Origin of the sequence: Micromonospora sp. MP36 (assembly GCF_008119785.1) — a bacterium.
GTDB lineage: Bacteria > Actinomycetota > Actinomycetes > Mycobacteriales > Micromonosporaceae > Micromonospora.
Map to the genome: position 1 here is coordinate 1 of NZ_VSFA01000093.1, position 21,028 is coordinate 21,028.

Genomic DNA, 21,028 nt, shown 5'->3' on the forward strand with positions numbered 1-21,028 from the left:
TCGGGGTCGCCGGCTCGGTGCAGGATGTTGATCGCGGCGTTCACGTCGGCCTGCCACACCACCCGCACGGGGTGCAGTGAAGCCTGTCGCCGCTGCGGCGGCCGAAGTCGCCGCAGTGGTGGCAGGTTTGTGAGGTGTAGGCGGCGTTGACGGGAACGAGCGCAGAACCTCTGCGCTCCGACACGCTCTTCAGTGCCTCGGCGGTGACTCCTTTGGTCCACGCGGCGAGACGCCGGTTGATGTTCTTGGGTAGCTTCTTGCGTGCGGTGAAGCGTTTGGTGAGGTCCTCGGCGATCACGGTGCTCGCTTTGTCGACGACCTCGTGCACGGCGGTGAAGATCTCCGTACGCACCCGCGCCCGATGTCGGGCCGCTTGCCGGTCTCGCTTCACGGTGCCGAGGTTGTTGGTCTTGATCCGCTGGGCTTTCCCGTGATCACCACGCAGGGCGGCGGTGTTGGCGATCGAGCGCAGCTTCGCCCGACGGCGGTTGCGTTCCTTCAACCGGTCCGACTCACTGGTCAGCAGCACGCCGAGCTGTTCACCGTGGGGCTGGCCGTCGGAGTCGGTCAGGGCTTCGGTGTAGCCCTTGTCCACCCCGACCCTCTGGTCGCCGCACGGCCGCTGCGACGACCGCATCTGCGCCGAGTCGATCTGGTAGTGCACCTCGACCCGGCCGCCGCGCAGGATCAGCCGCAGCGTCCCGGTCGGGGCGACCGTCGTGGACAGCGGGATTCGGACCATCCTGCGGGGTTCGAGACCGGGAATCGCCAGCCACAACCGGCCGCGCCCGTCAACGATGGTGTTGTAGTTGTCGGCGCGCACGACGATCTGATCGTGCGTGCGGTTGTGGCCACGCTTCCAATGCTTGCGCATCTGCCGCGCCAGGAACGGATCACCGGCCCACTGGTCAGCCTTCAACGCGCCGAACATCCGCTTACGCTCGGCCGCATCGCTCGTGCGTCGGCTGATCGCCCGCCGGACCTCGACCTTCGCTGCCTCCAGGTTCGCGGCGATGTCGGCCATGGCGTCGCGGACGGTTTCCTTCCACGCATTCGCCAACACACCAAACAACGCGTGCGTGCCGTCGGCCAGCCACCGGTCGCGCACCTGCCGGTCCCTCAACCCCGACCCGACACCGGCGACCGAGCCGTAGCGCTGCCACACCTCACTACGCACCCGACCCAACCGGCAGGCCTGCTCCACCAGAGCGGCGTACTTGCCCGGATTCAGCCGGGCCGAGTAGGCGATGCGGGTGACCTTCACCGATCATCCCCCACGGTCAGGTCCGCCCCTGCCAGTTCCTTCTCGTAGCGGCGCAGACCGTCCAGCCGGCCAGAGAAGGTGTGCACGACCGAGCGGCCCACCCGCTTAGCAAACACGCCGATCCGATACACAGTACGCACAATAGTCCATTGTCGACAGCGCTAGAAAGGGAAGCAACCACCAGTTGTTGCTCCCTCGCGGGCGCGCGCACCGACACCGTCCCGCAGCTGCTGCCCTTCGTCCTGGCCGGCCTGCTGCTCGCCCTGCTCGCCGCCCGACCGCTGGGCGCGCTCGCCCTTGGCGACGACCCCGCCCGCGCCCTCGGCGCCCGCCCCGGCCTGGTCCGGGCCGCCGTCATCGCCGCCGTCACGCTGCTGTGCGGGGCGGCGACCGCCGCCTGCGGGCCGATCGTCTTCGTCGGGCTGCTCGCCCCACACCTGGTCCGTGCCCGCACCGGCCCCGACCCGCGCCAGCTGCTGCCGTACTGCGCGGTGTACGCCCCGGTGCTGCTGCTCGCCGCGGACATCGCCGGACGGTAAGTCTACCCTGCTGCGCGCGCTCGCCCGGCTGCTGCGGCCCACCCGGGGAACGGTGCTGCTCGACGGCGCCGACATCCACCGCCGCCCGGCCCGGCAGGTCGCCCGTACGCTCGGCCTGCTCCCCCAGTCGGCCGTCGCCCCGGACGGCGTCACCGTCGCCGAACTGGTCGCCCGCGGCCGCTTCCCGCACCAGGGGCTGCTGCGGCAGTGGTCCCGCGAGGACGAGCGGGTGGTCGCCGAGGCGATGACCGCCACCGGGGTCAGCGGCCTGGCCGACCGGCCGGTCGACGAACTCTCCGGCGGGCAGCGGCAACGCGTCTGGATCGCCATGGCGCTGGCCCAGCAGACGCCCCTGCTGCTGCTCGACGAACCGACGACCTACCTGGACATCGCGTACCAGATCGAGGTGCTGGACCTGTGCGCCCGGCTGCACGAGGAGCAGGGCCGGACGCTGGTGGCCGTGCTGCACGACCTGCACCAGGCGGCCCGGTACGCCACCCACCTGGTGGCGCTGCGCGACGGACGGGTGATCGCCACCGGCGAACCCCGCCGGATCGTCACCGCCGACCTGGTCGAGGAGGTGTTCGGCCTGCCGTGCCGGGTCATCGAGGACCCGGAGACCGGCACCCCGCTGGTGCTACCGGCGGCCCGCCGCCGGGCGCGACCGCACCCGCGCACGTTGGTGCCGGCGGCCTGCGGGTAACCGAGCCGGGACCCGACCGAAGGAGGAGTGATGGGACGCGATCCCGCCCAGATGAAGACCGGAGAGCTGCGCAAACAGGCCGAGCGTGCCGGACTCGACAACGTCGACCAGATGAACAAGAACGAGATGATCCAGGCGCTCGGCGGGTCGGCCAACGCCAATCAGGGCGGCGGCCAGCGTCAGAAGGACCCGCGCCCGAAGGGCGTCAGCCCGCAGGACTACAAGAACATACCGGGCAACCAGACCTGACCCGTGGCCCCGGTGTCCCACCCACCCCTGGGCGGGACACCGGCGGGCATGTTCTGATCTTGCGCGCCCCGGTCACCATGAACGTGTGCTGCGCTTCGTACTGAACCTGTTGTGGCTCGTCTTCGGTGGCGGCCTCGTCCTCGGCCTGGGCTACGGGGTGGCCGCCCTGATCTGCTTCGCGCTGGTGGTCACCATCCCGTTCGGGGTGGCCTCACTGCGCCTCGCCGCGTACGCGCTGTGGCCGTTCGGCCGCACCGTCGTCCGCAAGCCGGGCGCCGGGATCGCCTCCGGCCTCGCGAACGTGCTGTGGGTCCTGCTGGCCGGCTGGTGGCTCGCGCTGTCCCACCTCGTCGCCGGCGTCGGTCTCTGCCTCACCGTCATCGGGATCCCGTTCGGCGTGGCGAACTTCAAGCTCGTGCCGGCGGCGCTCTGGCCGCTCGGCCAGGAGGTCGTCGACACCCCCTGACGGCACGGCCGACCCACTCCAGATCACGCGAACGGCGGTATCCCAGGCCTGGGATACCGCCGTTCGCCGCGCATCGCGTCACCATCCCTAAGGCGTCCTAGGAGGCTGGGTTCACCGGCGGACGGCCGGGTTACCCGAATGGCCCTCGGGTTTCTCCCGGCGTGGCTACGGTCGGAGCAGTGGGCGGTCATATCGGGGTGATCGAGGCACTCAAGGCGGATCCCACCATGTCCGGCGTGCGCCGGTCGCTCGAGGCGTACTACGGCGACCCGGTCCGGGAGGCGGCGATGGACGCCTTCTACGCGCGTTTCGTCCGCCCCGGCGACCTGGTGTTCGACGTCGGGGCACACGTCGGCGACCGGCTCGGCAGCTTCCGCCGGCTCGGCGCCCGGGTAGTGGCCGTCGAGCCCCAGCCGCTCTGCGTCCGGGCGCTGCACGCGCTCTACGGCGACGACTCCCGGGTCACCGTGGTCGAGGCCGCCTGCGGGGCACGGGAGGGCCGGGTCCGGCTGCATGTCAACTCCGCCAACCCGACGGTCTCCACGGCGTCGCCACACTTCGTGCGGGCCGCGGCCGGTGCCGGTGGCTGGGCGCACGAGACCTGGGACGCCGAGATCGAGGTCGCCACCACCACGCTCGACCGGCTCATCGCCGCGCACGGCGTACCGACCTTCGTGAAGGTCGACGTCGAGGGGTTCGAGGATGCCGTGCTGGCGGGGTTGAGCCGGCCGGTGCCGGCGCTGTCGTTCGAGTTCACCACGATCGCCCGCGAACTGGCCCCGCGCTGCCTCCACCGGCTCACCGGGCTCGGGTTCACCCGGTTCAGCGTGGCGCTCGGCGACGAGATGGGCCTCGCCCTGCCCGACTGGCTGCCGGCCGCGGAGGTGGCGGCGTACCTGCGGGCGCTGCCGCACGAGGCCAATTCCGGCGACGTGTACTGCGTGTCCGAGGATCGCCTCCGACACCGCGCAGCCCCGTAGGCCACGCACCGGGGCGACCGGACGGCATCGACGCTGCTCAGCACGCAGGTCCGCGGGACTTCCCGGACGCGCTGCGGTGGTCATTTTTTTAAGGTTTTGAACTTAGCCATGTTTCGTTATCTGGCCGTGATTGACGTGACCGGCGTCACTTCGATTCACTGCGATGCAACCGGTTCCGCAACCGGTTCCGAAACACCCGCCTCACCTCCTCGACCCGGGAGCGTCACGTGCCGATCACCATCGCCGACGTCGCCAGTCGGGCGGGGGTGAGCAAGACGACCGTCTCCCGGGTGCTCAACGGCAAGGGCGAAATCCATGCCCGCACCGCCGCCCGGGTCCGCGCCGTCATCGACGAACTGGGGTACGTGCCGAGCGCCCGCGCGGTCGGCCTGGCCCGCGGCCGGACCCGGGTGGTCGGGATGCTGGTGCCCGCCCTGACCTGGCCGTGGATGGGCGAGGTGCTGCAGGGCGCCGTCGACACGGTGGAGAGCGCCGGGTACGGGCTGATGCTCCTCACCTGCAACCGCGGCGAGGCGTCCCTGCGGCAGTTCGCCTCGCAGGTCTCGGCGAAGTCGTTCGACGGGCTGCTGGTCATCGAGCCCGAGGGCAGCCTCGACTACATCGCCGAACTGCACGGCCGTGGCCTACCGGTGGTCCTCATCGACGACCGCGCTCATCAGCGGCCGTTCCCGTCCGTGGCCACGACCAACCGCGGTGGCGGCGAGTCCGCCGCCCGTCATCTGCTCGAACTCGGTCGGCGCCGCCCCCTGGTGATCAAAGGCTGCGAGGAGTTCGGCTGCACGCAGGAGCGGCTGGCCGGGTTCGCCGAGACGTACCACGCCGCGGGCCTGCCGTTGGATCCGCAGCTCGTGGTCGGGGGCGACTTCACCTTCGACTGCGGCAGCCGCGCCGTCAGCCGGCTGACCGAGGCCGGCATCGACTTCGACGCCGTCTTCGCCCACAACGACCTGTCGGCGGGCGGCGCCCTGCAGGCGATCCGCGCGACGGGCCGCCGGATCCCGCAGGACGTGGCGGTCGTCGGCTTCGACGACATCCCGTACGCGGCACACACCGAACCACCACTGACGACGGTGCATCAACCGATGCGCGAGATGGGAGAGGCGGCGGCCCGGATGCTCCTGTCGTGCTTCGAGGGTGTGCCGCTGCCCGAGGCTCCCAGCGTCATTCCCACCACCCTGATCGTCCGCGGCTCGACCGGAGTGCCCTCGCCGGCCGACCGCCGAGCCGTCGGGCCGCGCCGGCCCGAGCCGGAGCCGTTCCCGCAGATCCGCTGACCCGGCGGGCGTCCCCGCGCCCCACCGCAGTGGCGCACCCCCCGTTCCGCCGACGAACCCACCGACCACCCACCACGACCGGGAGGAACACATGCGCGTCAGACGCAGCCTCGCTCTCGCCCTGGCGAGCGTGACGGCGTTGGGCACGCTCGCCGCGTGTGGCGACAGTCCGAACGCCAACAAGAACAAGGGCCAGGCGGCCACCGTGCTGAACCTCGGCATGCCGAACGGCCCGCAGGCCGAGAACAACAACCCGTTCCTGACCACCTCGGCCGCCGCCTCGCTGGGCTACCGCTGGCAGATCTCCGAGCCGCTGATGATGTGGAACCCGGTCAAGCCGGCCGACCCGTTCAAGCCGTGGCTGGCCACCAAGGCCGAGTGGTCGCCGGACTACACCTCGGTCAAGGTCACCATCCGGGAAAACGCCACCTGGTCGGACGGCCAGAAGCTCACGGCCGAGGACGTGGCGTTCACCTACAACCTGGTCAAGAAGTACCCGGCGCTGAACGACCAGGGCGTGCCGTACACGGACACGACGGCGAGCGGCAACGACGTCACGATCAAGATGGCCAGCCCGCAGTTCGTCAACCAGCAGAAGGTCCTGTGGCGGGTGCCGATCGTCCCCAAGCACATCTGGGAGAAGATCAGCGACCCGACGACCGACCCGGTCAAGCAGCCCGTCGGCAGCGGCCCGTACACGCTGAAGTCCTTCACTCCGGCCACCATGACCCTGACGTTGCGCGACGGCGGCTACTGGCAGGACCCGCCGAAGGTCAAGGAGCTGCGCTTCACGTCCTACACCGACAACAGCGCGCAGACCACCGCCCTCGCCAACGGCGAGTCGGAGTGGAGCTTCGTCTTCATCCCCAACTACAAGGCGGTCTTCGTGGACAAGGACCCGGCCCACCACAAGGTGTGGGCGCCGCCGGTCCTGGGCATCCACGGCCTGTACGTCAACACCACCAAGAAGCCGTTCGACGACCCGGTGCTACGCCGGGCGATGAACATGGTCATCGACCGCGCGGACATCTTCACCACGGCCGAGGCCGGATACTTCCACCCGCTGGTGAAGAGCGTGACCGGGCTGCCCAGCCCCGCCGGTGACGCGTTCATCGCCGGCGAGTTCAAGGGCCAGGAGCACAAGGTCGACGTCGACGGCGCCAAGGCGCTGCTCACCGGCGCCGGCTACCAGCTCGACGGCAACACCCTCAAGGACAGGACCGGCAAGCCCGTCAAGCTGACCCTGACCGACCCGGCCGGCTGGTCCGACTACCAGACCAGCCTGGAGATCGTGAAGGACGGCCTCTCCAAGATCGGCATCGCCGCCACGGTCGACAAGGCCAACCAGGACGCCTGGTTCCGCAACGTCGAGCAGGGCAACTTCGACGCGACCTTCCGGTGGACCGAGAGCGGGGCCACGCCGTACGACATCTACCGGACCGTCATGGACGGCCGGCAGCTCAAGCCGATCGGCACCGCCTCCCCAGCGGGCAACTTCGGCCGGTTCAACAACAAGCAGGCGACCGACGCGTTGATCGCCTACGCGAACGCCACCGACGAGACCGCGCGGACCACCGCGATGAACACACTGCAGAAGGTCTTCGTCGACCAGGTGCCGATGATCCCGGTCGGCGCGGACAACATCGGTGGCGCGTACAGCACGAAGAACTGGACCGGCTGGCCGGACGACGCAAACCCGTACGGCGCCATGCAGCCCACCCAGCCCAACGCGCTGGACGTGGTCCTGCACCTCAAGCCCGCCGGCAGCTGATCTGCGGCACCGCCTCCCCGGCCCGTCGTGACCGGCCGGGGAGGCGGCTCCCAGGTTCCGCGACCGGCCACCGCCACAGACCCGGACACCCCGAAGGCAGGAAGCATGACGTTGAGCGAAGGCGCGGCGGCGCCGGTCAACGAGGTGGTGCTGGAGGCCGTCGGCCTGACCAAGCATTTCCCCGTCCGCAAACGGCTGCGTGACCTCTTCTCCCGGGCGCCGGCCGCCGTCCACGCCGTCGACGACGTGTCGTTCGCGCTCCGGCGTGGCCAGGTGACCGCCCTGGTCGGCGAGTCCGGATCGGGCAAGTCCACGGTGGCCCGGCTGCTGGCCCAGCTCTACCGCCGCACCGCCGGCGACATCCGCCTGCACGGCGTGTCGACCAGGGTCCGCGGCGGTCGCCCGTTCCGGTCGTACGTGCGACGCGTCCAGCTGATCCTGCAGGACCCGTTCGCCTCGCTCAACCCGGTGCACACGATCCGCTACCACCTCACCCGGTCGCTGCGGATCCACGGCAACGCCGGGCGCACCGCCGAGGACCTGGACAACGCCCTCGCCGACCTGCTGACCCGGGTCAGCCTCACGCCCCCCGAGCGCTACCTGGACGCGTTCCCGCACGAGCTCTCCGGCGGCCAGCGGCAGCGCGTCGCGATCGCCCGGGCGCTCGGCGCCGACCCGGAGGTGCTGCTCGCCGACGAGCCGGTCTCCATGCTCGACGTCTCGATCCGGCTGGGCGTGCTCAACCTGCTGCGCGACCTCAAGGAGCGGCTCAACCTCGCGATCCTCTACATCACGCACGACATCGCCTCGGCCCGCTACTTCGCCGACGAGACGATCGTGATGTACGCCGGCCGCCTGGTCGAGGGCGGCGACAGCGAGACGGTCACGCAGCATCCGGCCCATCCGTACACCCGGCTGCTCATCGAGTCGGCGCCGGATCCCGACCGCATCACCGGCGCGGCGGACGCCACCGAGCAGGACCGCGGCAACGGGGAGCCACCGAGCCTCATCCGGCCGCCGACCGGTTGCCGGTTCCACCCGCGCTGTCCGCACGCCATGCCACGCTGCACGGTGGATCTGCCGCCCCGGCTGGAGGTCGCCGACCGGCCCGGCCACTGGGCGGCCTGCTGGCTGTACGACCCGGCGGTCGTCGCCGGCGAAGGCCCCGGCTCCGCCGGTGCCGACCCCGCCGGCACCGTCCCGCTGGTCGGGTCGGAAGGCACCGCCAGGTCGGGGGACGCACGATGAGGTTCCTGCTGCAACGCATCGCCTTCTACCTGTTCACCGCCTGGGCGGCGATCACGCTCAACTTCTTCATCCCGCGCATGATCCCGGGCGACCCGGTCCAGTCCCTCATCTCGCGTAACCAGGGCCGGATCAGCGCGGACGCCATCCAGTCGCTGCGCGTGCTGTTCGGGCTGGACAAGAACCAGAGCCTCTGGACGCAGTACGTCGACTACTGGAAGCAGCTCTTCCACGGCGACCTCGGGTTGTCGTTCACGTTCTTCCCGACCCCGGTGTCGACGGTCATCGGCGACAGCCTGCCGTGGACGGTCGGCCTGGTCGGCATCACCACCGTCGTGAGCTTCTTCCTCGGCACGGCGCTCGGCGTGGGCGCCGGCTGGCGGCGCGGCTCGTGGATCGACGCGCTGCTGCCGGCCACGACGTTCCTGTCCTCGATCCCGTACTTCTGGCTGGGCCTCGTCGCGATCGCCCTGTTCGCCGGGCCGGGGAGCGTCTTCCCGTCCTCCGGCGGCTACGAGCCCGGCCTCGTGCCGGCGTTCGACCAGTACTTCATCCCGAGCGCGATCCAGCACAGCATCCTGCCGGCCGCCACCATCCTGGTCTCCTCGATGAGCGGGTGGCTGCTCAGCATGCGCAACATGATGGTCACCGTCGCGTCCGAGGACTACATCACCGTCGCCCACGCGAAGGGCCTGTCGGAGCGTCGGGTGGCCCTGAGCTACGCCGCGCGCAACGCACTGCTGCCCAACGTCTCGGGCTTCGCGCTGTCGCTCGGGTTCATCGTCGGCGGCACCCTGCTGGTGGAGATCGTCTTCTCCTACCCGGGTCTCGGGTTCCAACTCTTCCAGGCGGTCGGCGCCAAGGACTACCCGCTGCTGCAGGGGATCTTCCTGATCATCACGATCTCCGTGCTGGTGGCGAACCTGCTCGCCGACGTCGCGTACCTGCTTCTCGACCCGCGGACCCGAAAGAGTGGCTGAGCGATGACGATCTCACCGTCGACTATCGAGCAGGTCATCCCCGGTCAGGGGGCGATGGCCCAGCCGTCGGCCGCGCCGGGCCGGGCGAAGCGGCGCCGGTTCCGGTTCATGGCCAACGCCAAGGCCGCGACCGGCCTGGCCATCCTGGCCAGCTACGGCCTCTTCGCGATCATCGGGCCGTGGGTCGCGCCGTACGACCCGGACGCGCGCAGCAACGACGTCCTGCAGGCGCCGTCGGCCCGGCACTGGTTCGGCACCACCCATCTCGGCCAGGACATCTTCAGCCAGATTCTGGTCGGCACCCGCAGCGTCGTCGTCGTGGGCCTAATCGCCGGCGTCCTGGCGACGACGCTGTCCATCCTCATCGGCGTGACGTCCGGCTACCTCGGCGGGATGGCCGACGAGGCCGGGTCGGCGCTGTCCAACGTGTTCCTGGTCATCCCGGCGCTGCCGCTGATCATCATCGTGACGTCGATCGTCGAGCAGGCTAGTGACACGCTGGTCGCGCTCATCATCGGCTGCACCTCGTGGGCTTGGGGGGCCCGGGTGCTGCGCGCGCAGACGCTGTCGCTGCGCCGCCGCGACTACGTCGAGGCGGCGCGGGCCACCGGCGAGCGGACCTGGCGCATCATCCTGTTCGAGATCCTGCCCAACCTCACCGCGATCATCGCGTCCGGCTTCGTCGGTACAGTGATCTTCGCGGTCATGTCCGAGATCACCCTCGCCTTCATCGGCATCTCGTCGGTCTCCTCGTGGAACTGGGGCACGATCCTGTTCTGGGCGCAGGGCCAGCAGGCCCTCGCCCAGGGCGCCTGGTGGTGGTTCGTCCCGGCCGGGCTGGCCATCGCGCTGCTCGGCACCGCCCTCGCGCTGATCAACTTCGGCATCGACGAGTTCGTCAGCCCCCGGCTGCGCAGCGGCGGCCGGACCCGGATCCGCACGGCCGACGGGCGCACCGCGCGGATGCGGGTGGGTTTCACCCCCGTCCTGGCGCCGGCCGCCGCCGTGCCGCAGGCCCGCACCGAGGAGGCCGGCGATGAGTGAACCAGTCCTGCAGATCCGCAAGCTCCGCGTCGACTACGGGCTCGGCGACGAGGCGGTGCACGCCGTCCGCGACGTCGACCTGACCCTGCACCGCGGCGAGGTGCTGGGGCTGGCCGGGGAGAGCGGCAGCGGCAAGTCCACCCTGGCGTACGGGCTGACCCGGCTGCTGCCGCCACCGGGCGTGATCAGCGGCGGGCAGGTGATCTACCACCCGCTCGACGGCCCCCCGGTCGACGTACTGGCCCTGACCCCGGCCCGGCTGCGACAGTTCCGCTGGGCGGAGACGTCCATCGTGTTCCAGGGGGCGATGAACTCGCTCAACCCGGTGCACCGGATCTCCACCCAGCTGCTCGACGTGATCAAGGCGCACGAGCCGAGAAGCACGGCGACCGGCCGGCGGGCCCGGGCGCGGGAGCTGCTGCGGCTGGTCGGGATCACCGCCGACCGGCTGGACAGCTACCCGCACCAGCTCTCCGGCGGGATGCGGCAACGGGTCATGATCGCCATGGCGCTGGCCCTGGAACCGCAGGTCGTCATCATGGACGAACCGACCACCGCGCTGGACGTGGTGATGCAGCGGCAGATCCTCGGCCAGCTCGCCGAGCTGCGGCAGCGGCTGGGCTTCGCGGTGCTGTTCATCACCCACGACCTGTCGCTGCTGGTCGAGTTCTCCGACCGCATCGCCATCATGTACGGCGGCCGGATCGTCGAGGAGGCGCCCGCGGCGGAGCTGTACCGGCGGGCCCTGCATCCGTACACCGGCGGGCTGCTGCACTCCTTCCCGGCGCTGCGCGGCCCCCGCCGCGAGCTGGCCGGCATCCCCGGCTCCCCGCCGGACCTGCGCGCCATGCCGAGCGGGTGCGCGTTCCACCCGCGCTGTCCGAAGGCGTTCGGCCCCTGCGACAAGGACCTGCCGCCGCTCGGCCCGCCCGGCGCCGACCACCCGGGCCGCGCCGTGGCCTGCTGGCTGCATCCCGCCGCCGAGCCGGTCCCCCGCTGACCACCACCGCCCGATCGAACACCCGCGAGGAGAACCATGGACACCGACCTCACCCGCCCGACCACCGACGGCTCCAGGTCGCGGCGCGGCGTCAGACACGCCGAGCCGGAGGCGTCGCCGGGGCAGGCCGACCCGATCGACACCCTTCCGCCGACCTTCCGGTGGGGAGTGGCGACCTCGTCGTACCAGATCGAGGGGGCGGTGGCCGAGGACGGCCGCACGCCGTCCATCTGGGACACCTTCTGCCGCGTGCCCGGGTCGGTGGCGGGCGGCGACACCGGCGACGTGGCCTGCGACCACTACCACCGGATGCCGCAGGACGTCGGGCTCATCGCCGACCTGGGCCTGGACACGTACCGCTTCTCGGTGGCCTGGCCGCGGGTGCAGCCGGGCGGGCGCGGGCCGGCCAACCCGGCCGGGCTGGCCTTCTACGACCGGCTCGTCGACGAGCTGCTCGGCCGGGGGATCGACCCGTGGGTGACCCTCTACCACTGGGACCTGCCGCAGGAGCTGGAGGACGCGGGCGGCTGGCCGCACCGGGACACCGCCCACCGGTTCGCCGACTACGCCGAGCTGGTCTTCGCCGCGCTGGGCGACCGGGTGAGGACTTGGACCACGCTGAACGAGCCGTGGTGCTCGGCCATGCTCGGATACGCGTACGGCCAGCACGCCCCGGGCCGGCGGGACCTGGGCGACGGGATCGCCGCCGCCCACCACCTGCTGCTCGGCCACGGGCTGGCGGTGCGGCGCCTACGGGCGGCCGCGGCCGACCCGATCGAGGTGGGCATCACGCTCAACCTGGCCCCCGCCGACCCGGCCACCGACAGCCCCGCTGACCGGGACGCCGCCCGGGCCTCCGACGGGCTGGCCAACCGGCTCTACCTCGATCCGCTGTGCCACGGCCGCTACCCGCGGGACGTGGTGGCGGACCTGGCCGCCGAGGGCGTCCGGATGCCGGTCGAGGACGGCGACCTGGCGGTCATCTCCTCCCCCATCGACGTGCTCGGCGTCAACTTCTACTTCGGGCAGCTCTTCTCCGGAGTGGACGAGCAGGGCCGGGAGCGGGACGGAGACGGGCGGCCGGTGCGGCGGGTCGTCCGGCGGGACCTGCCGCGCACCGCGATGGACTGGGAGATCGTTCCGGACTCCTTCACCGATCTGCTGATGCGGCTTAGCCGGGACTACCCGGGCGTGCCGCTGGTGGTCACCGAGAACGGGGCGGCGTTCGACGACCGCCCGGACGCCGACGGGTTCGTGGCCGACGACGACCGGGTGGCGTACCTGGCCGAGCACCTGCGGGCGGTGGCCCGGGCCCGGCAGGCCGGGGCGGACGTGCGGGGCTACTTCGCCTGGTCGCTGCTGGACAACTTCGAGTGGGCGTACGGCTACGACAAGCGGTTCGGCATCGTCCGGGTCGACTACGACACCCAGCGGCGTACACCGAAGCGCAGTGCGCACTGGTACCGCGACACCGTCCGGCGGGTGCGCGGGCAGCGGTGACCCGGCGCGGTCGGGGCGGCCGCGCGGACGTTCTGGGCGGCCCGCCCCGACCTGCCTGTTAGGGCAGGTGGCGCATTTTTTTCACGTCTTGACATAAGTCAATTTTTATGCGTTGACAGAAGGAAGTGTGAGGGGTTCTCTCGTCCGCGGATGTCGATTGCTCCGAAGGGAGGCATCCGTGTCCACCAGATCCCCCACCACCGCCCGCCGCGCCGGCCGCGCGGCCTCGGCGCTCTGCCTCGCGGCCGGCGCCGTCGCCCTGTACCCACCGTCGCCCGCGCACGCCGCCGGCGAGACCGTCAACGTCTGGCTCACCACCAGCTCCGACTCCGGCGGGCGCACCGTCACCCGCGGTCTGCAACCGCAGAGCCCGCTCACCTTCGCCGCCAGCAGCCCCAGCGCCACCTACACCATCACCGTCAACGAGAACACCCAGTACCAGCCGTTTGAGGGTGGCGGGGCGTCGATCACCGACACCACCGCGTACCTGCTGCGCGGCGGGACAGTCAGCGCCGCCACCCGGGACGACGTGATGCGCAAGCTGTTCAGCCCGACCGACGGCATCGGCCTGTCGTTCGTACGCAACCCGGTCGGCGCCTCCGACCTGTCCCGCCCCGGCATGGTTTCCCTCGACGACACCTGCTGCGATCTGTCCGACTTCGGCACCAACGGCTACAACACGGACGTGGAGCTACTCACCTTGCAGGCCAAGCAGCTCAACCCGACGCTGCGGGTGAAGGTGGTGCCGTGGAGCGCACCCGGCTGGATGAAGACCAACGGCCGGATGGACCAGATGGGCTCGCTCAGGTCCGAGTACTACGCCACCTACGCCCAGTACCTCGTCAAGACCATCCAGGCGTACGCCGCAAGGGGCATCCCCGTCGACTACGTCTCCGTGCAGAACGAGCCGAACTGCTGCCAGGCCGGCAACCCCACCGCGATGGACTACCCGGGCATGGCCTGGACCTCCTCCGGCCTGGTGAACCTGACCAAGAACTACGTCTACCCGGCGTTCCGCACCGCCGGCATCACCAGCAAGGTCCTCGTGCACGACTTCAACTACGGCGACTACGGCAACTTCGGCGCCGTGCTGCTCGCCGACAGCGGGGTACGCACCGATCCGCTCTTCGGCGGCATCGCCTGGCACGGCTACTTCGGCGACCCGGCAGTCGGCACCCAGGTGCACAACCAGTACCCGGCCGTGCCGCAGTTCAGCACCGAGCACTCCGGCGGCACCTGGATCACCAACCAGCACAACGAAGACATGACCGACATCGTGAACTACGCCCGGAACTGGAGCCGGAGCCTGGTCAAGTGGAGCCTCGCGCTCAACCAGAACATGGGTCCGCACAACGGCGGCTGCGGCACCTGCACCGGACTGATCACGGTTCACGAGGGAGACTCGCGCGCCGGCCAGGTCGACTACACCATCGAGTACTACACCACCGGACACCTCACCAAGTTCGTCAAGCCCGGGGCGTTCCGGATCGACTCCACAGCCAACAGCACGGTGCAGAACGTCGCGTACCGCAACCCGGACGGTTCGAAGGCGCTGATCGCGCACAACGGCGGCACGTCGTCCCGCTCGATGAAGGTGACGTGGGGCGGGCAGTCGTTCACGTACACCCTGCCGGCCCGGACGACCGCGACCTTCACCTGGTCCGGCACTCAGTCGGGTCCGCCCACCGGGCAGATCACCGGCATCGGGGGCAAGTGCCTCGACGTCACCGACAACAACACCGCCAACGGCACGCCGATCCAGATCTGGAGCTGCGCGGGCACGGCGAACCAACTGTGGACCCGGGCCACCGACGGGACGCTGCGGTCGCTGGGCAAGTGCCTCGACGTCTCCGGCGGTGGCACCACCAACGGCACCGGGGTGCAGTTGTGGACGTGCAACGGTACCGGTGCCCAGCAGTGGGTGTGGACGGCCGGACGGGACCTGGTGAACCCGCAGGCGAACAAGTGCCTCGACGTCATCGGCAACACCTCGGCCAACGGCACGAAGACGCAGATCTGGACCTGCACCGGGGACGCCAACCAGAAGTGGACGCTACCCATGTGAGCCCGGGGTCGGGCCGGCGACGCGCCCGTCGCCGGCCCGGCTCAGCGGGTGCGCGGCCGGGAGCCGCGCACGGGCCGGGGCCGCGGCAGCACCCGGGCGACCGGCTCGCGCGGCACGCCGCCGTCGCGCAGCAGCCGGGCCATCGGCAGCGTGGCCGCGCCCATCGCGACCGCGTCCGGTCCGAGCCGGCACAGCTCGATCGAGGTCTGGGCGTACGGCTGCCGCAGCGCGTGCCGGGCGGTGGCCTCGCGGATCTGCGGCAGGTAGCGCTCGCCCAGGGCCAGTCCGGCCCAGCCGCCGAGCACCACCCGCTCGGGGTTGAAGAGGTTGACCAGGTTGGCCACGCCGGCGCCGAGGTAGCCGACGGTCTCGTCGAGCACCTTCTCCGCCGTCCGGCTGGTGGCGCGGAGCAGTTCACCGAAGGCGGTCTCCTCGTCACCGCCGGCCGCCGGGCGGCCCCGGTTGGCCTGCCGGAACCGGTCGAGGACCCCCTCCGCCCCGACGTACGCCTCCAGGCAGCCGAGGTTGCCGCAGCGGCAGCGGCGACCGCCGTACACGATGGTGGTGTGGCCCCACTCCCCGGCGCTGCTGTGCGCACCGCGGTAGCCCACACCGCCGGCCACCACGCAGGCCCCGACACCCGAGCCGACCAGGGCGATGACCGCGTGCCGGACGCCCCGGCCGGCGCCGAACCACATCTCGGCCTGGCCGAGGGTCTTGGCGCCGTTGTCGACGTGGACCGGGATGTCGGTGCCGGCGCGCAGCATCGCCCCGAGCGGCACGCCGTCCCAGCCGAGGGTCTGCGCGTGCACGACGGCGTCGGCGGTGCGCTCGACGGTCCCGGAGACGGCGACGCCGAGGCCGAGCACCGCGGCCGGGTCGACGCCGGCCTGCTCGATCACCGCGTCCAGCCCACGCAGCAGGTGGGTGGCCACGTCCTGCGGGTCGGGCTCGGCGGCGCAGATGGGGTACTCGGCCTTGGCGAGGGCGGTCATCGACAGGTCGAAGAGTTCGACCTGCGCCCGGGTCTCGCCGACGTCAGCGCCGACCAGGTAGCCGTAGCCGGGGGCGACGCGCAGCAGCACCCGCGGGCGGCCACCGTCGGACTCGACCGAGCCCGCCTCCTCGACCAGCCCTTCCCCGATCATCTCGCCGACCAGGTTGCTGACGCTGGCCAGGCTCAGTGCGGTGGTCTGGCCGAGCTCGTGGCGGCTGAGCGGGCCGTCCAGCCAGATCCGGGTGAGCAGCAGCGACCGGTTGGCCCGGCGCATGTCGCGCACGGTGGTGCGTCTGGCGTCCACGTCCGCCGCCGTCCTCTCCCCGGGTGCCGCGCTCGGGCGGCGCCTTCCACGGCATGAACAAAGTGGTGACAGCGTACTGCGCATTTACATTTAACAAAGTTAACTGATAACCTCCGGCGCATCGATGAGGAGGTATGTCATGCGACTTCGACGCGGGCTGATCACCCTGCTCGGCGGCACCGTGCTACTCGCCGCCACCGCCACCCTGACGGCCACCACCGGCCTCGCCGCGACCGCCGGCCAGACCGCGCTGGCGGCCTGCTCCGGCGTACCGGCCTGGGCCGAGGGCGTCACCTGGACCGCGGGCAGCCGGGCCACCTACACCGGCCGGCTCTACCAGGCGCTGCAGACGCACACCCCGCCGCCCAGCGCCGGCTGGACCCCGCCGGCCACACCCGCCCTCTGGTCGGACCTCGGCGCCTGCGACAGCACCCCGTCCCCCACGCCGACCAGGACGACCCCCTCCCCCACGCCGTCACCCACCACGTCGCCCACCTCGACGCCGTCGCCCACCCCGACCACGTCGAGCCCGCCGCCGGGCACCGACAGCTGCGCGCTGAAGCCCCGACCGGCCGGCAAGGTGCTCCAGGGCTACTGGGAGAGCTGGGACGGCGCGGCCAACGGCGTGCACCCCGGGCTCGGCTGGATCCCGATCACCGACTCGCGCATCCGGACGCACGGCTACAACGTGGTCACCGCCGCCTTCCCGGTGATCCGCGCCGACGGCACCGTGCTCTGGGAGAACGGCATGGACGCCGGCGTCAAAGTGCCCACCCCCGCCGAGATGTGCCAGGCCAAGGCCGCCGGCCTGACCGTCCTGCTGTCCATCGGCGGTGCCACCGCCGGCATCGACCTCAGCTCGACCGCGGTCGCCGACCGGTTCGTCGCCACCGTGGTGCCGATCCTCAAGCGGTACAACTTCGACGGCATCGACATCGACATCGAGACCGGCCTCACCGGCAGCGGGAACATCAACCAGCTGTCCACCTCGCAGGCCAACCTGGTCCGGATCATCGACGGAGTGCTCGCCCAGATGCCCGCCGGGTTCGGGCTCACCATGGCCCCGGAGACCGCCTACGTCACCGGCGGCAGCGTCACCTACGGGTCCATCTGGGGCGCGTACCTGCCGATCATCAAGCGGTACGTGGACAACGGCCGGCTCTGGTGGCTGAACATGCAGTACTACAACGGCTCCATGTACGGCTGCTCCGGCGACTCGTACGCCGCCGGCACCGTGCCGGGCTTCGTCGCGCAGACCAACTGCCTCAACACCGGCCTGGTCGTGCAGGGCACCACCATCCGCGTCCCGTACGACCGGCAGGTGCCCGGCCTGCCGGCGCAGTCCGGCGCCGGCGGCGGGTACCTGGCGCCGTCGCTGGTGGCGCAGGCGTGGAACACCTACCAGGGCGGCCTCAAGGGGCTCATGACCTGGTCGATCAACTGGGACGGGTCGAAGGGCTGGACCTTCGGCGACAACGTCAAGGCCCTCCAGGGCCGCTGACCCCGGCCGGGGCCCCGACGGTGGAACGGGGCCCCGGCCGCCCGTCAGCGGGCTGTCACGCGACCCCGGCCGACCCCGACAGGGCCCGGGTGACCACGGTCAGGTCCTCGGACCCGAGCCCCTGGCCCACCACGCGCTGCCACTCCGCGGCCAGGCACTCCGCGGCGAGGAACCGGCCGTCCTCGACCTCCCGCAGCACCAGGTTCACGTCCTTGAGCGCCAGAGCGAGGGTGTACTGGGCCGCGTAGTCGTCCCGGCCGATCCGGTCCAGTTTCTCGGTGGCCCACGGCGACAGCAACGGACTGCCCCGCAGCGCGCCCAGCACCACCTCGCGGCTCAGGCCGAGGGCGTCGCCGAGCGCGACCGACGCGGCGAGCCCCTCGGCGACGAAGGCCAGCAACAGGTTGTTCACCAACTTCAGCCGGGAGCCGGCACCGACCGGCCCGACCCACACCGTACGCTGCCCGACCGCGTCGAAGACGGGGGCGACGCGGTCGCGGACCTCCTCCGGCCCCGACGCGAAGACGACCAGCTTCCCCTGCGCGGCCGGGCCGCGGCTGCCGGCCACCGGGGCATCCAGCAGCGTGACGTCGGGACGCTCCGCCGCGACCTGCCGGGCGAACCGTTCGGTGTCGGCGGCGCCGATGGTGCTCATCTGGGCCCAGACCGCGCCCTCGGTCATCGCGGCCAACATCCCCTGGTCGAAGGCGATGGACGCGATGGCGTCGGCGTCGGTCACCATGGTCACCACGACGTCCGCCCCACGGGCCGCGTCCGCGGGGCTGGCGGCCACCTCCGCGCCCTGGTCACCCAGCCGGCGGGCCGGCTCGGGGTGGCGGTTCCAGACCACCGTCGGCAGACCGGCGCGCAGCACGTTCCCGGCCATGGGCGCGCCCATGCCGCCGAGCCCGATCATCGCCACCCGTGGCTGCGCCATCCGTCCCCCGTTCCGCCTCAACGGCAGCGTAGGCCAGCGGGGGCGGTCGTGGATCCGAACGACGGCTTGAGCCCGCGACCCGGTGACGCGTCACAGCGGACGGACCAGTTCGGCGAACCAGCGCCGGCCCGCCTCGAACACGTCCCGGACGACCAGCCCGGCGGCGGGCGCCGTGTCGTGCACCGCCACCGTGTCCAGCCGGGCCCAGCGGAACGCCCCGCTGCGGCACACCGTGCCCTGCGGTGAGCGGGAGGCCAGCCGGGCGTGTCCCCGCCACAGGCCGGGTCCGGGAGGTTCCAGCTCGACGACGACCGAGCCGCCGGCCCGGAGCAGTTCCCCGCACCGGCGGAGCAGGAGGACCGGTTCACCGCCGATGCCGATGTTGCCGTCGACGAGCAGCACGTGCGCCCAGCGTCCCTCGCCGGGCAGGGGCGCGAACACGTCCCGGTGGATGGCGACGGCGCCGCGGCCCCGGGTGAGCCGCACCGCGTGGGCGGAGACGTCGACGCCGACCGCGGCGTGCCCGGCCCGGGCCAGCGCGAGCGTGAGCCGGCCCGGACCGCAGCCGACGTCCAGGGTCGGGCCCGCGCACCGGGCGACCACGGCGGCGGTCGCCGGCTCGGGTGGCCCGTGCCAGCGCCGGACCGGCAGCCGGGTACGCCGGCCGTCGTCGTGCACGAGCCAGTGGGTCCCCGGCTGGGGATCGAGGGCGGCACCGAAGACGTCCTCGCCGCCGATCGCGGCCGCCCACCCGCCGTCCGCGTCGAGCGCGTCAACCGTCACCGGGACCCGCCCGGCACCAGGGTGGAACGCAGCGCCGCGACCTCGCGGGCGAAGCGGGTCTCCGGCGCCTCGGCGGCCACCGCGAGCGCGTCGGACCAGACGTCGACGTCGCGCAGCACCGGCAGGGGCAGGGTGCGCAGCCCGCGCCGGTCGAGGGCGGACCAGGTGCGTCGGCCGGTCTCCGGAGTGGACATCGGCACCGCCCGCAGCGCGGCGCCCTGTCGGGGGTCGCGCAACCCCAGCGCCCACCACCCGCCGTCCACGGCCCCGCCGAGCACCGCGTCGGCCAGGTCGAGTCGCCGGACCGCCGCGAGCAGAAGCCCGGGGACCAACTGCGGGGTGTCCATGCCGATCTGCAGCACCGGCCGTCCCGGCCAGGCCACCGCCACGTCGGCGTGGGCGTTGGCGAGCCGGTCGGCCAGGTCCCCGCCCCGCTGCGGCAGGACCGCCCAGCCGGCGAGCGCCGTGGTCAGGCCGGCTCCGTCCGCGCCGTCGGCGAGGCGTCCGCGTACGGCCAGCACCGGCGTCACCCCGGGCACCGCCCGGACGGCGTCGAGGGTGTCCCGCAGCGCGGCGGCGGCGATGCGGGCGGCCTGGCCGAGGGTGGCCGGTGGGCAGAGCCGGGTCTTCACCGCCCCCGCGACCGGCGCCTTGGCCATCACCAGCAGCACGGTCACCGGGGCCCGCCCACACTGCGCAGGACGCCGGCGAAGTCGCGGGTGGCGCGCAGCGTGCCGCGTACCGAGCCGGAGACCTTGGAGCGGGTGCCGGCGGCCCGCGGGGCGTAGGCGACGTCCAGTTCCTGGATCCGCCAGCCGGCGGCGGCGGCGCGGATCAGCAGTTCGAGGGGGTAACCGAAGGCCCGGTCGGTGACGTTGAGGGCGAGCAGCGCCTCGCGTCGAGCCACCCGGATCGGGCTGAGGTCGCGCAGCGGTACGCCCCGGTGCCGCAGCAGCGCCGCGATGAGGGCGGTGCCGGCGCGGGCGTGCCACGGCCAGGCCCCGGCGGAGACGGGCCGCCGGCGGCCGACGGTCAGGTCGGCGGCGCCGCCGGTCACCGGGGCGACCAGGGCGGGAAGTTCGGCGGGGTCGAAGGATCCGTCGGCGTCGAGCACGCAGACCAGCTCCGCCTCGGCGGCCACCAGCCCGGTGTGCACGGCGGCGCCGTAGCCCCGCCTTGGCTCGTGCACCACCCGGGCCCCGTGCCGGACGGCGACCTCCGCCGAGCCGTCCCGGGAGCCGTTGTCCACCACGATCGCCCGGTAGCCGGGGGGCAGCGCGGTGAGGACGCCGGGCAGGGCGGCCGCCTCGTCGAGGCACGGCAGGACCACGTCGATCGGTGTGGGCATACCGCCGACGCTAGGCCGCCACCCGGCCCCCGGCAGGCAGATCGGGTCTTACGGATC

General features: G+C 72.0%; 19 protein-coding genes and 2 pseudogenes. 14 read left to right on the forward strand and 7 right to left on the reverse strand.

Translation table 11 applies throughout. The features are described from left to right. Positions 1–40: 40 nt before the first annotated feature. Both FXF52_RS33170 and FXF52_RS42040 read right to left on the reverse strand, forming a co-directional pair. Positions 41–1,264, reverse strand: a complete 1,224-nt coding sequence (locus tag FXF52_RS33170; protein WP_148803066.1) for a zinc ribbon domain-containing protein — start codon at positions 1,262–1,264, stop codon at positions 41–43. Next, the gene (locus FXF52_RS42040; protein WP_187413865.1) at positions 1,261–1,404 is read right to left on the reverse strand and encodes a hypothetical protein; all 144 of its coding nucleotides are present in this window, start codon (positions 1,402–1,404) and stop codon (positions 1,261–1,263) included. The genes FXF52_RS33170 and FXF52_RS42040 overlap by 4 nt, the downstream gene beginning before the upstream one ends. A gap of 12 nt (positions 1,405–1,416) precedes the next feature. On the opposite strand from FXF52_RS42040, the pseudogene FXF52_RS33175 reads away from it, so the two are divergent. The 13 genes and pseudogenes from FXF52_RS33175 to FXF52_RS33235 all read left to right on the forward strand — a co-directional run. Then, positions 1,417–1,800: pseudogene (locus tag FXF52_RS33175) on the forward strand (iron chelate uptake ABC transporter family permease subunit); the annotation flags it as partial. Beyond that, positions 1,799–2,506: pseudogene (locus tag FXF52_RS33180) on the forward strand (ABC transporter ATP-binding protein); the annotation flags it as partial. The pseudogenes FXF52_RS33175 and FXF52_RS33180, both read left to right, overlap by 2 nt. Positions 2,507–2,536: 30 nt before the next feature. Beyond that, a complete protein-coding gene (locus tag FXF52_RS33185; protein WP_148803070.1) occupies positions 2,537–2,755 on the forward strand; it encodes a hypothetical protein in 219 nt (72 codons plus the stop codon). A gap of 85 nt (positions 2,756–2,840) precedes the next feature. After that, positions 2,841–3,221 carry a YccF domain-containing protein gene (locus tag FXF52_RS33190; protein ID WP_148803072.1) on the forward strand — a complete coding sequence of 127 codons (381 nt, stop codon included), beginning with the start codon at positions 2,841–2,843 and terminating at the stop codon, positions 3,219–3,221. A gap of 227 nt (positions 3,222–3,448) precedes the next feature. Beyond that, positions 3,449–4,201 (forward strand): FkbM family methyltransferase, encoded by a 753-nt coding sequence (locus tag FXF52_RS33195; protein WP_187413868.1) that lies wholly within the window; start codon positions 3,449–3,451, stop codon positions 4,199–4,201. Positions 4,202–4,428: 227 nt separating this feature from the next. After that, the gene (locus FXF52_RS33200) at positions 4,429–5,496 is read left to right on the forward strand and encodes a LacI family DNA-binding transcriptional regulator (RefSeq protein WP_148803074.1); all 1,068 of its coding nucleotides are present in this window, start codon (positions 4,429–4,431) and stop codon (positions 5,494–5,496) included. A gap of 91 nt (positions 5,497–5,587) precedes the next feature. Next, complete coding sequence (locus FXF52_RS33205; RefSeq protein WP_148803077.1) at positions 5,588–7,267, forward strand: ABC transporter substrate-binding protein; 1,680 nt, start codon at positions 5,588–5,590, stop codon at positions 7,265–7,267. Between the two features lie 105 nt (positions 7,268–7,372). Then, a complete protein-coding gene (locus tag FXF52_RS44255) occupies positions 7,373–8,515 on the forward strand; it encodes an ABC transporter ATP-binding protein (protein WP_148803079.1) in 1,143 nt (380 codons plus the stop codon). Beyond that, positions 8,512–9,492, forward strand: coding sequence for an ABC transporter permease (locus FXF52_RS33215; protein WP_148803081.1), 981 nt, complete (start codon positions 8,512–8,514; stop codon positions 9,490–9,492). The genes FXF52_RS44255 and FXF52_RS33215 overlap by 4 nt, the downstream gene beginning before the upstream one ends. Before the next feature lie 3 nt (positions 9,493–9,495). Then, positions 9,496–10,536, forward strand: a complete 1,041-nt coding sequence (locus FXF52_RS33220) for an ABC transporter permease (RefSeq protein ID WP_187413866.1) — start codon at positions 9,496–9,498, stop codon at positions 10,534–10,536. Next, positions 10,529–11,536: an ABC transporter ATP-binding protein gene (locus FXF52_RS33225; protein WP_148803083.1), complete on the forward strand. Its 1,008-nt coding sequence runs from the start codon at positions 10,529–10,531 to the stop codon at positions 11,534–11,536. Before FXF52_RS33220 ends, FXF52_RS33225 begins: the two co-directional genes overlap by 8 nt. A gap of 36 nt (positions 11,537–11,572) precedes the next feature. Continuing rightward, entirely contained in the window at positions 11,573–13,036 is a 1,464-nt protein-coding gene (locus FXF52_RS33230) for a GH1 family beta-glucosidase (protein ID WP_148803085.1), read from the forward strand. Between the two features lie 178 nt (positions 13,037–13,214). Next, positions 13,215–15,101, forward strand: coding sequence for a ricin-type beta-trefoil lectin domain protein (locus FXF52_RS33235; RefSeq protein WP_148803087.1), 1,887 nt, complete (start codon positions 13,215–13,217; stop codon positions 15,099–15,101). 41 nt (positions 15,102–15,142) lie between these two features. Here the strand turns inward: FXF52_RS33235 and FXF52_RS33240 are convergent, their stop codons facing one another. Beyond that, a complete protein-coding gene (locus FXF52_RS33240) occupies positions 15,143–16,402 on the reverse strand; it encodes an ROK family protein (protein WP_148803089.1) in 1,260 nt (419 codons plus the stop codon). 139 nt (positions 16,403–16,541) lie between these two features. Between FXF52_RS33240 and FXF52_RS33245 the strand changes: the two genes are divergently transcribed. Then, the gene (locus FXF52_RS33245) at positions 16,542–17,903 is read left to right on the forward strand and encodes a glycosyl hydrolase family 18 protein (protein WP_148803091.1); all 1,362 of its coding nucleotides are present in this window, start codon (positions 16,542–16,544) and stop codon (positions 17,901–17,903) included. A gap of 55 nt (positions 17,904–17,958) precedes the next feature. On the opposite strand, the gene FXF52_RS33250 is transcribed toward FXF52_RS33245, so the two are convergent. From FXF52_RS33250 to FXF52_RS33265, 4 genes are read right to left on the reverse strand one after another with little or no spacing between them, the layout of a single operon-like run. Next, complete coding sequence (locus FXF52_RS33250) at positions 17,959–18,894, reverse strand: NAD(P)-dependent oxidoreductase (protein ID WP_319993805.1); 936 nt, start codon at positions 18,892–18,894, stop codon at positions 17,959–17,961. Positions 18,895–18,930: 36 nt separating this feature from the next. Further along, entirely contained in the window at positions 18,931–19,623 is a 693-nt protein-coding gene (locus FXF52_RS33255) for a bifunctional 2-polyprenyl-6-hydroxyphenol methylase/3-demethylubiquinol 3-O-methyltransferase UbiG (protein WP_148803095.1), read from the reverse strand. Further along, positions 19,620–20,300 carry a DUF2064 domain-containing protein gene (locus tag FXF52_RS33260; RefSeq protein ID WP_148803097.1) on the reverse strand — a complete coding sequence of 227 codons (681 nt, stop codon included), beginning with the start codon at positions 20,298–20,300 and terminating at the stop codon, positions 19,620–19,622. Before FXF52_RS33260 ends, FXF52_RS33255 begins: the two co-directional genes overlap by 4 nt. Further along, positions 20,297–20,971 (reverse strand): glycosyltransferase family 2 protein, encoded by a 675-nt coding sequence (locus FXF52_RS33265; RefSeq protein ID WP_148803099.1) that lies wholly within the window; start codon positions 20,969–20,971, stop codon positions 20,297–20,299. Before FXF52_RS33265 ends, FXF52_RS33260 begins: the two co-directional genes overlap by 4 nt. Positions 20,972–21,028 lie beyond the last annotated feature (57 nt).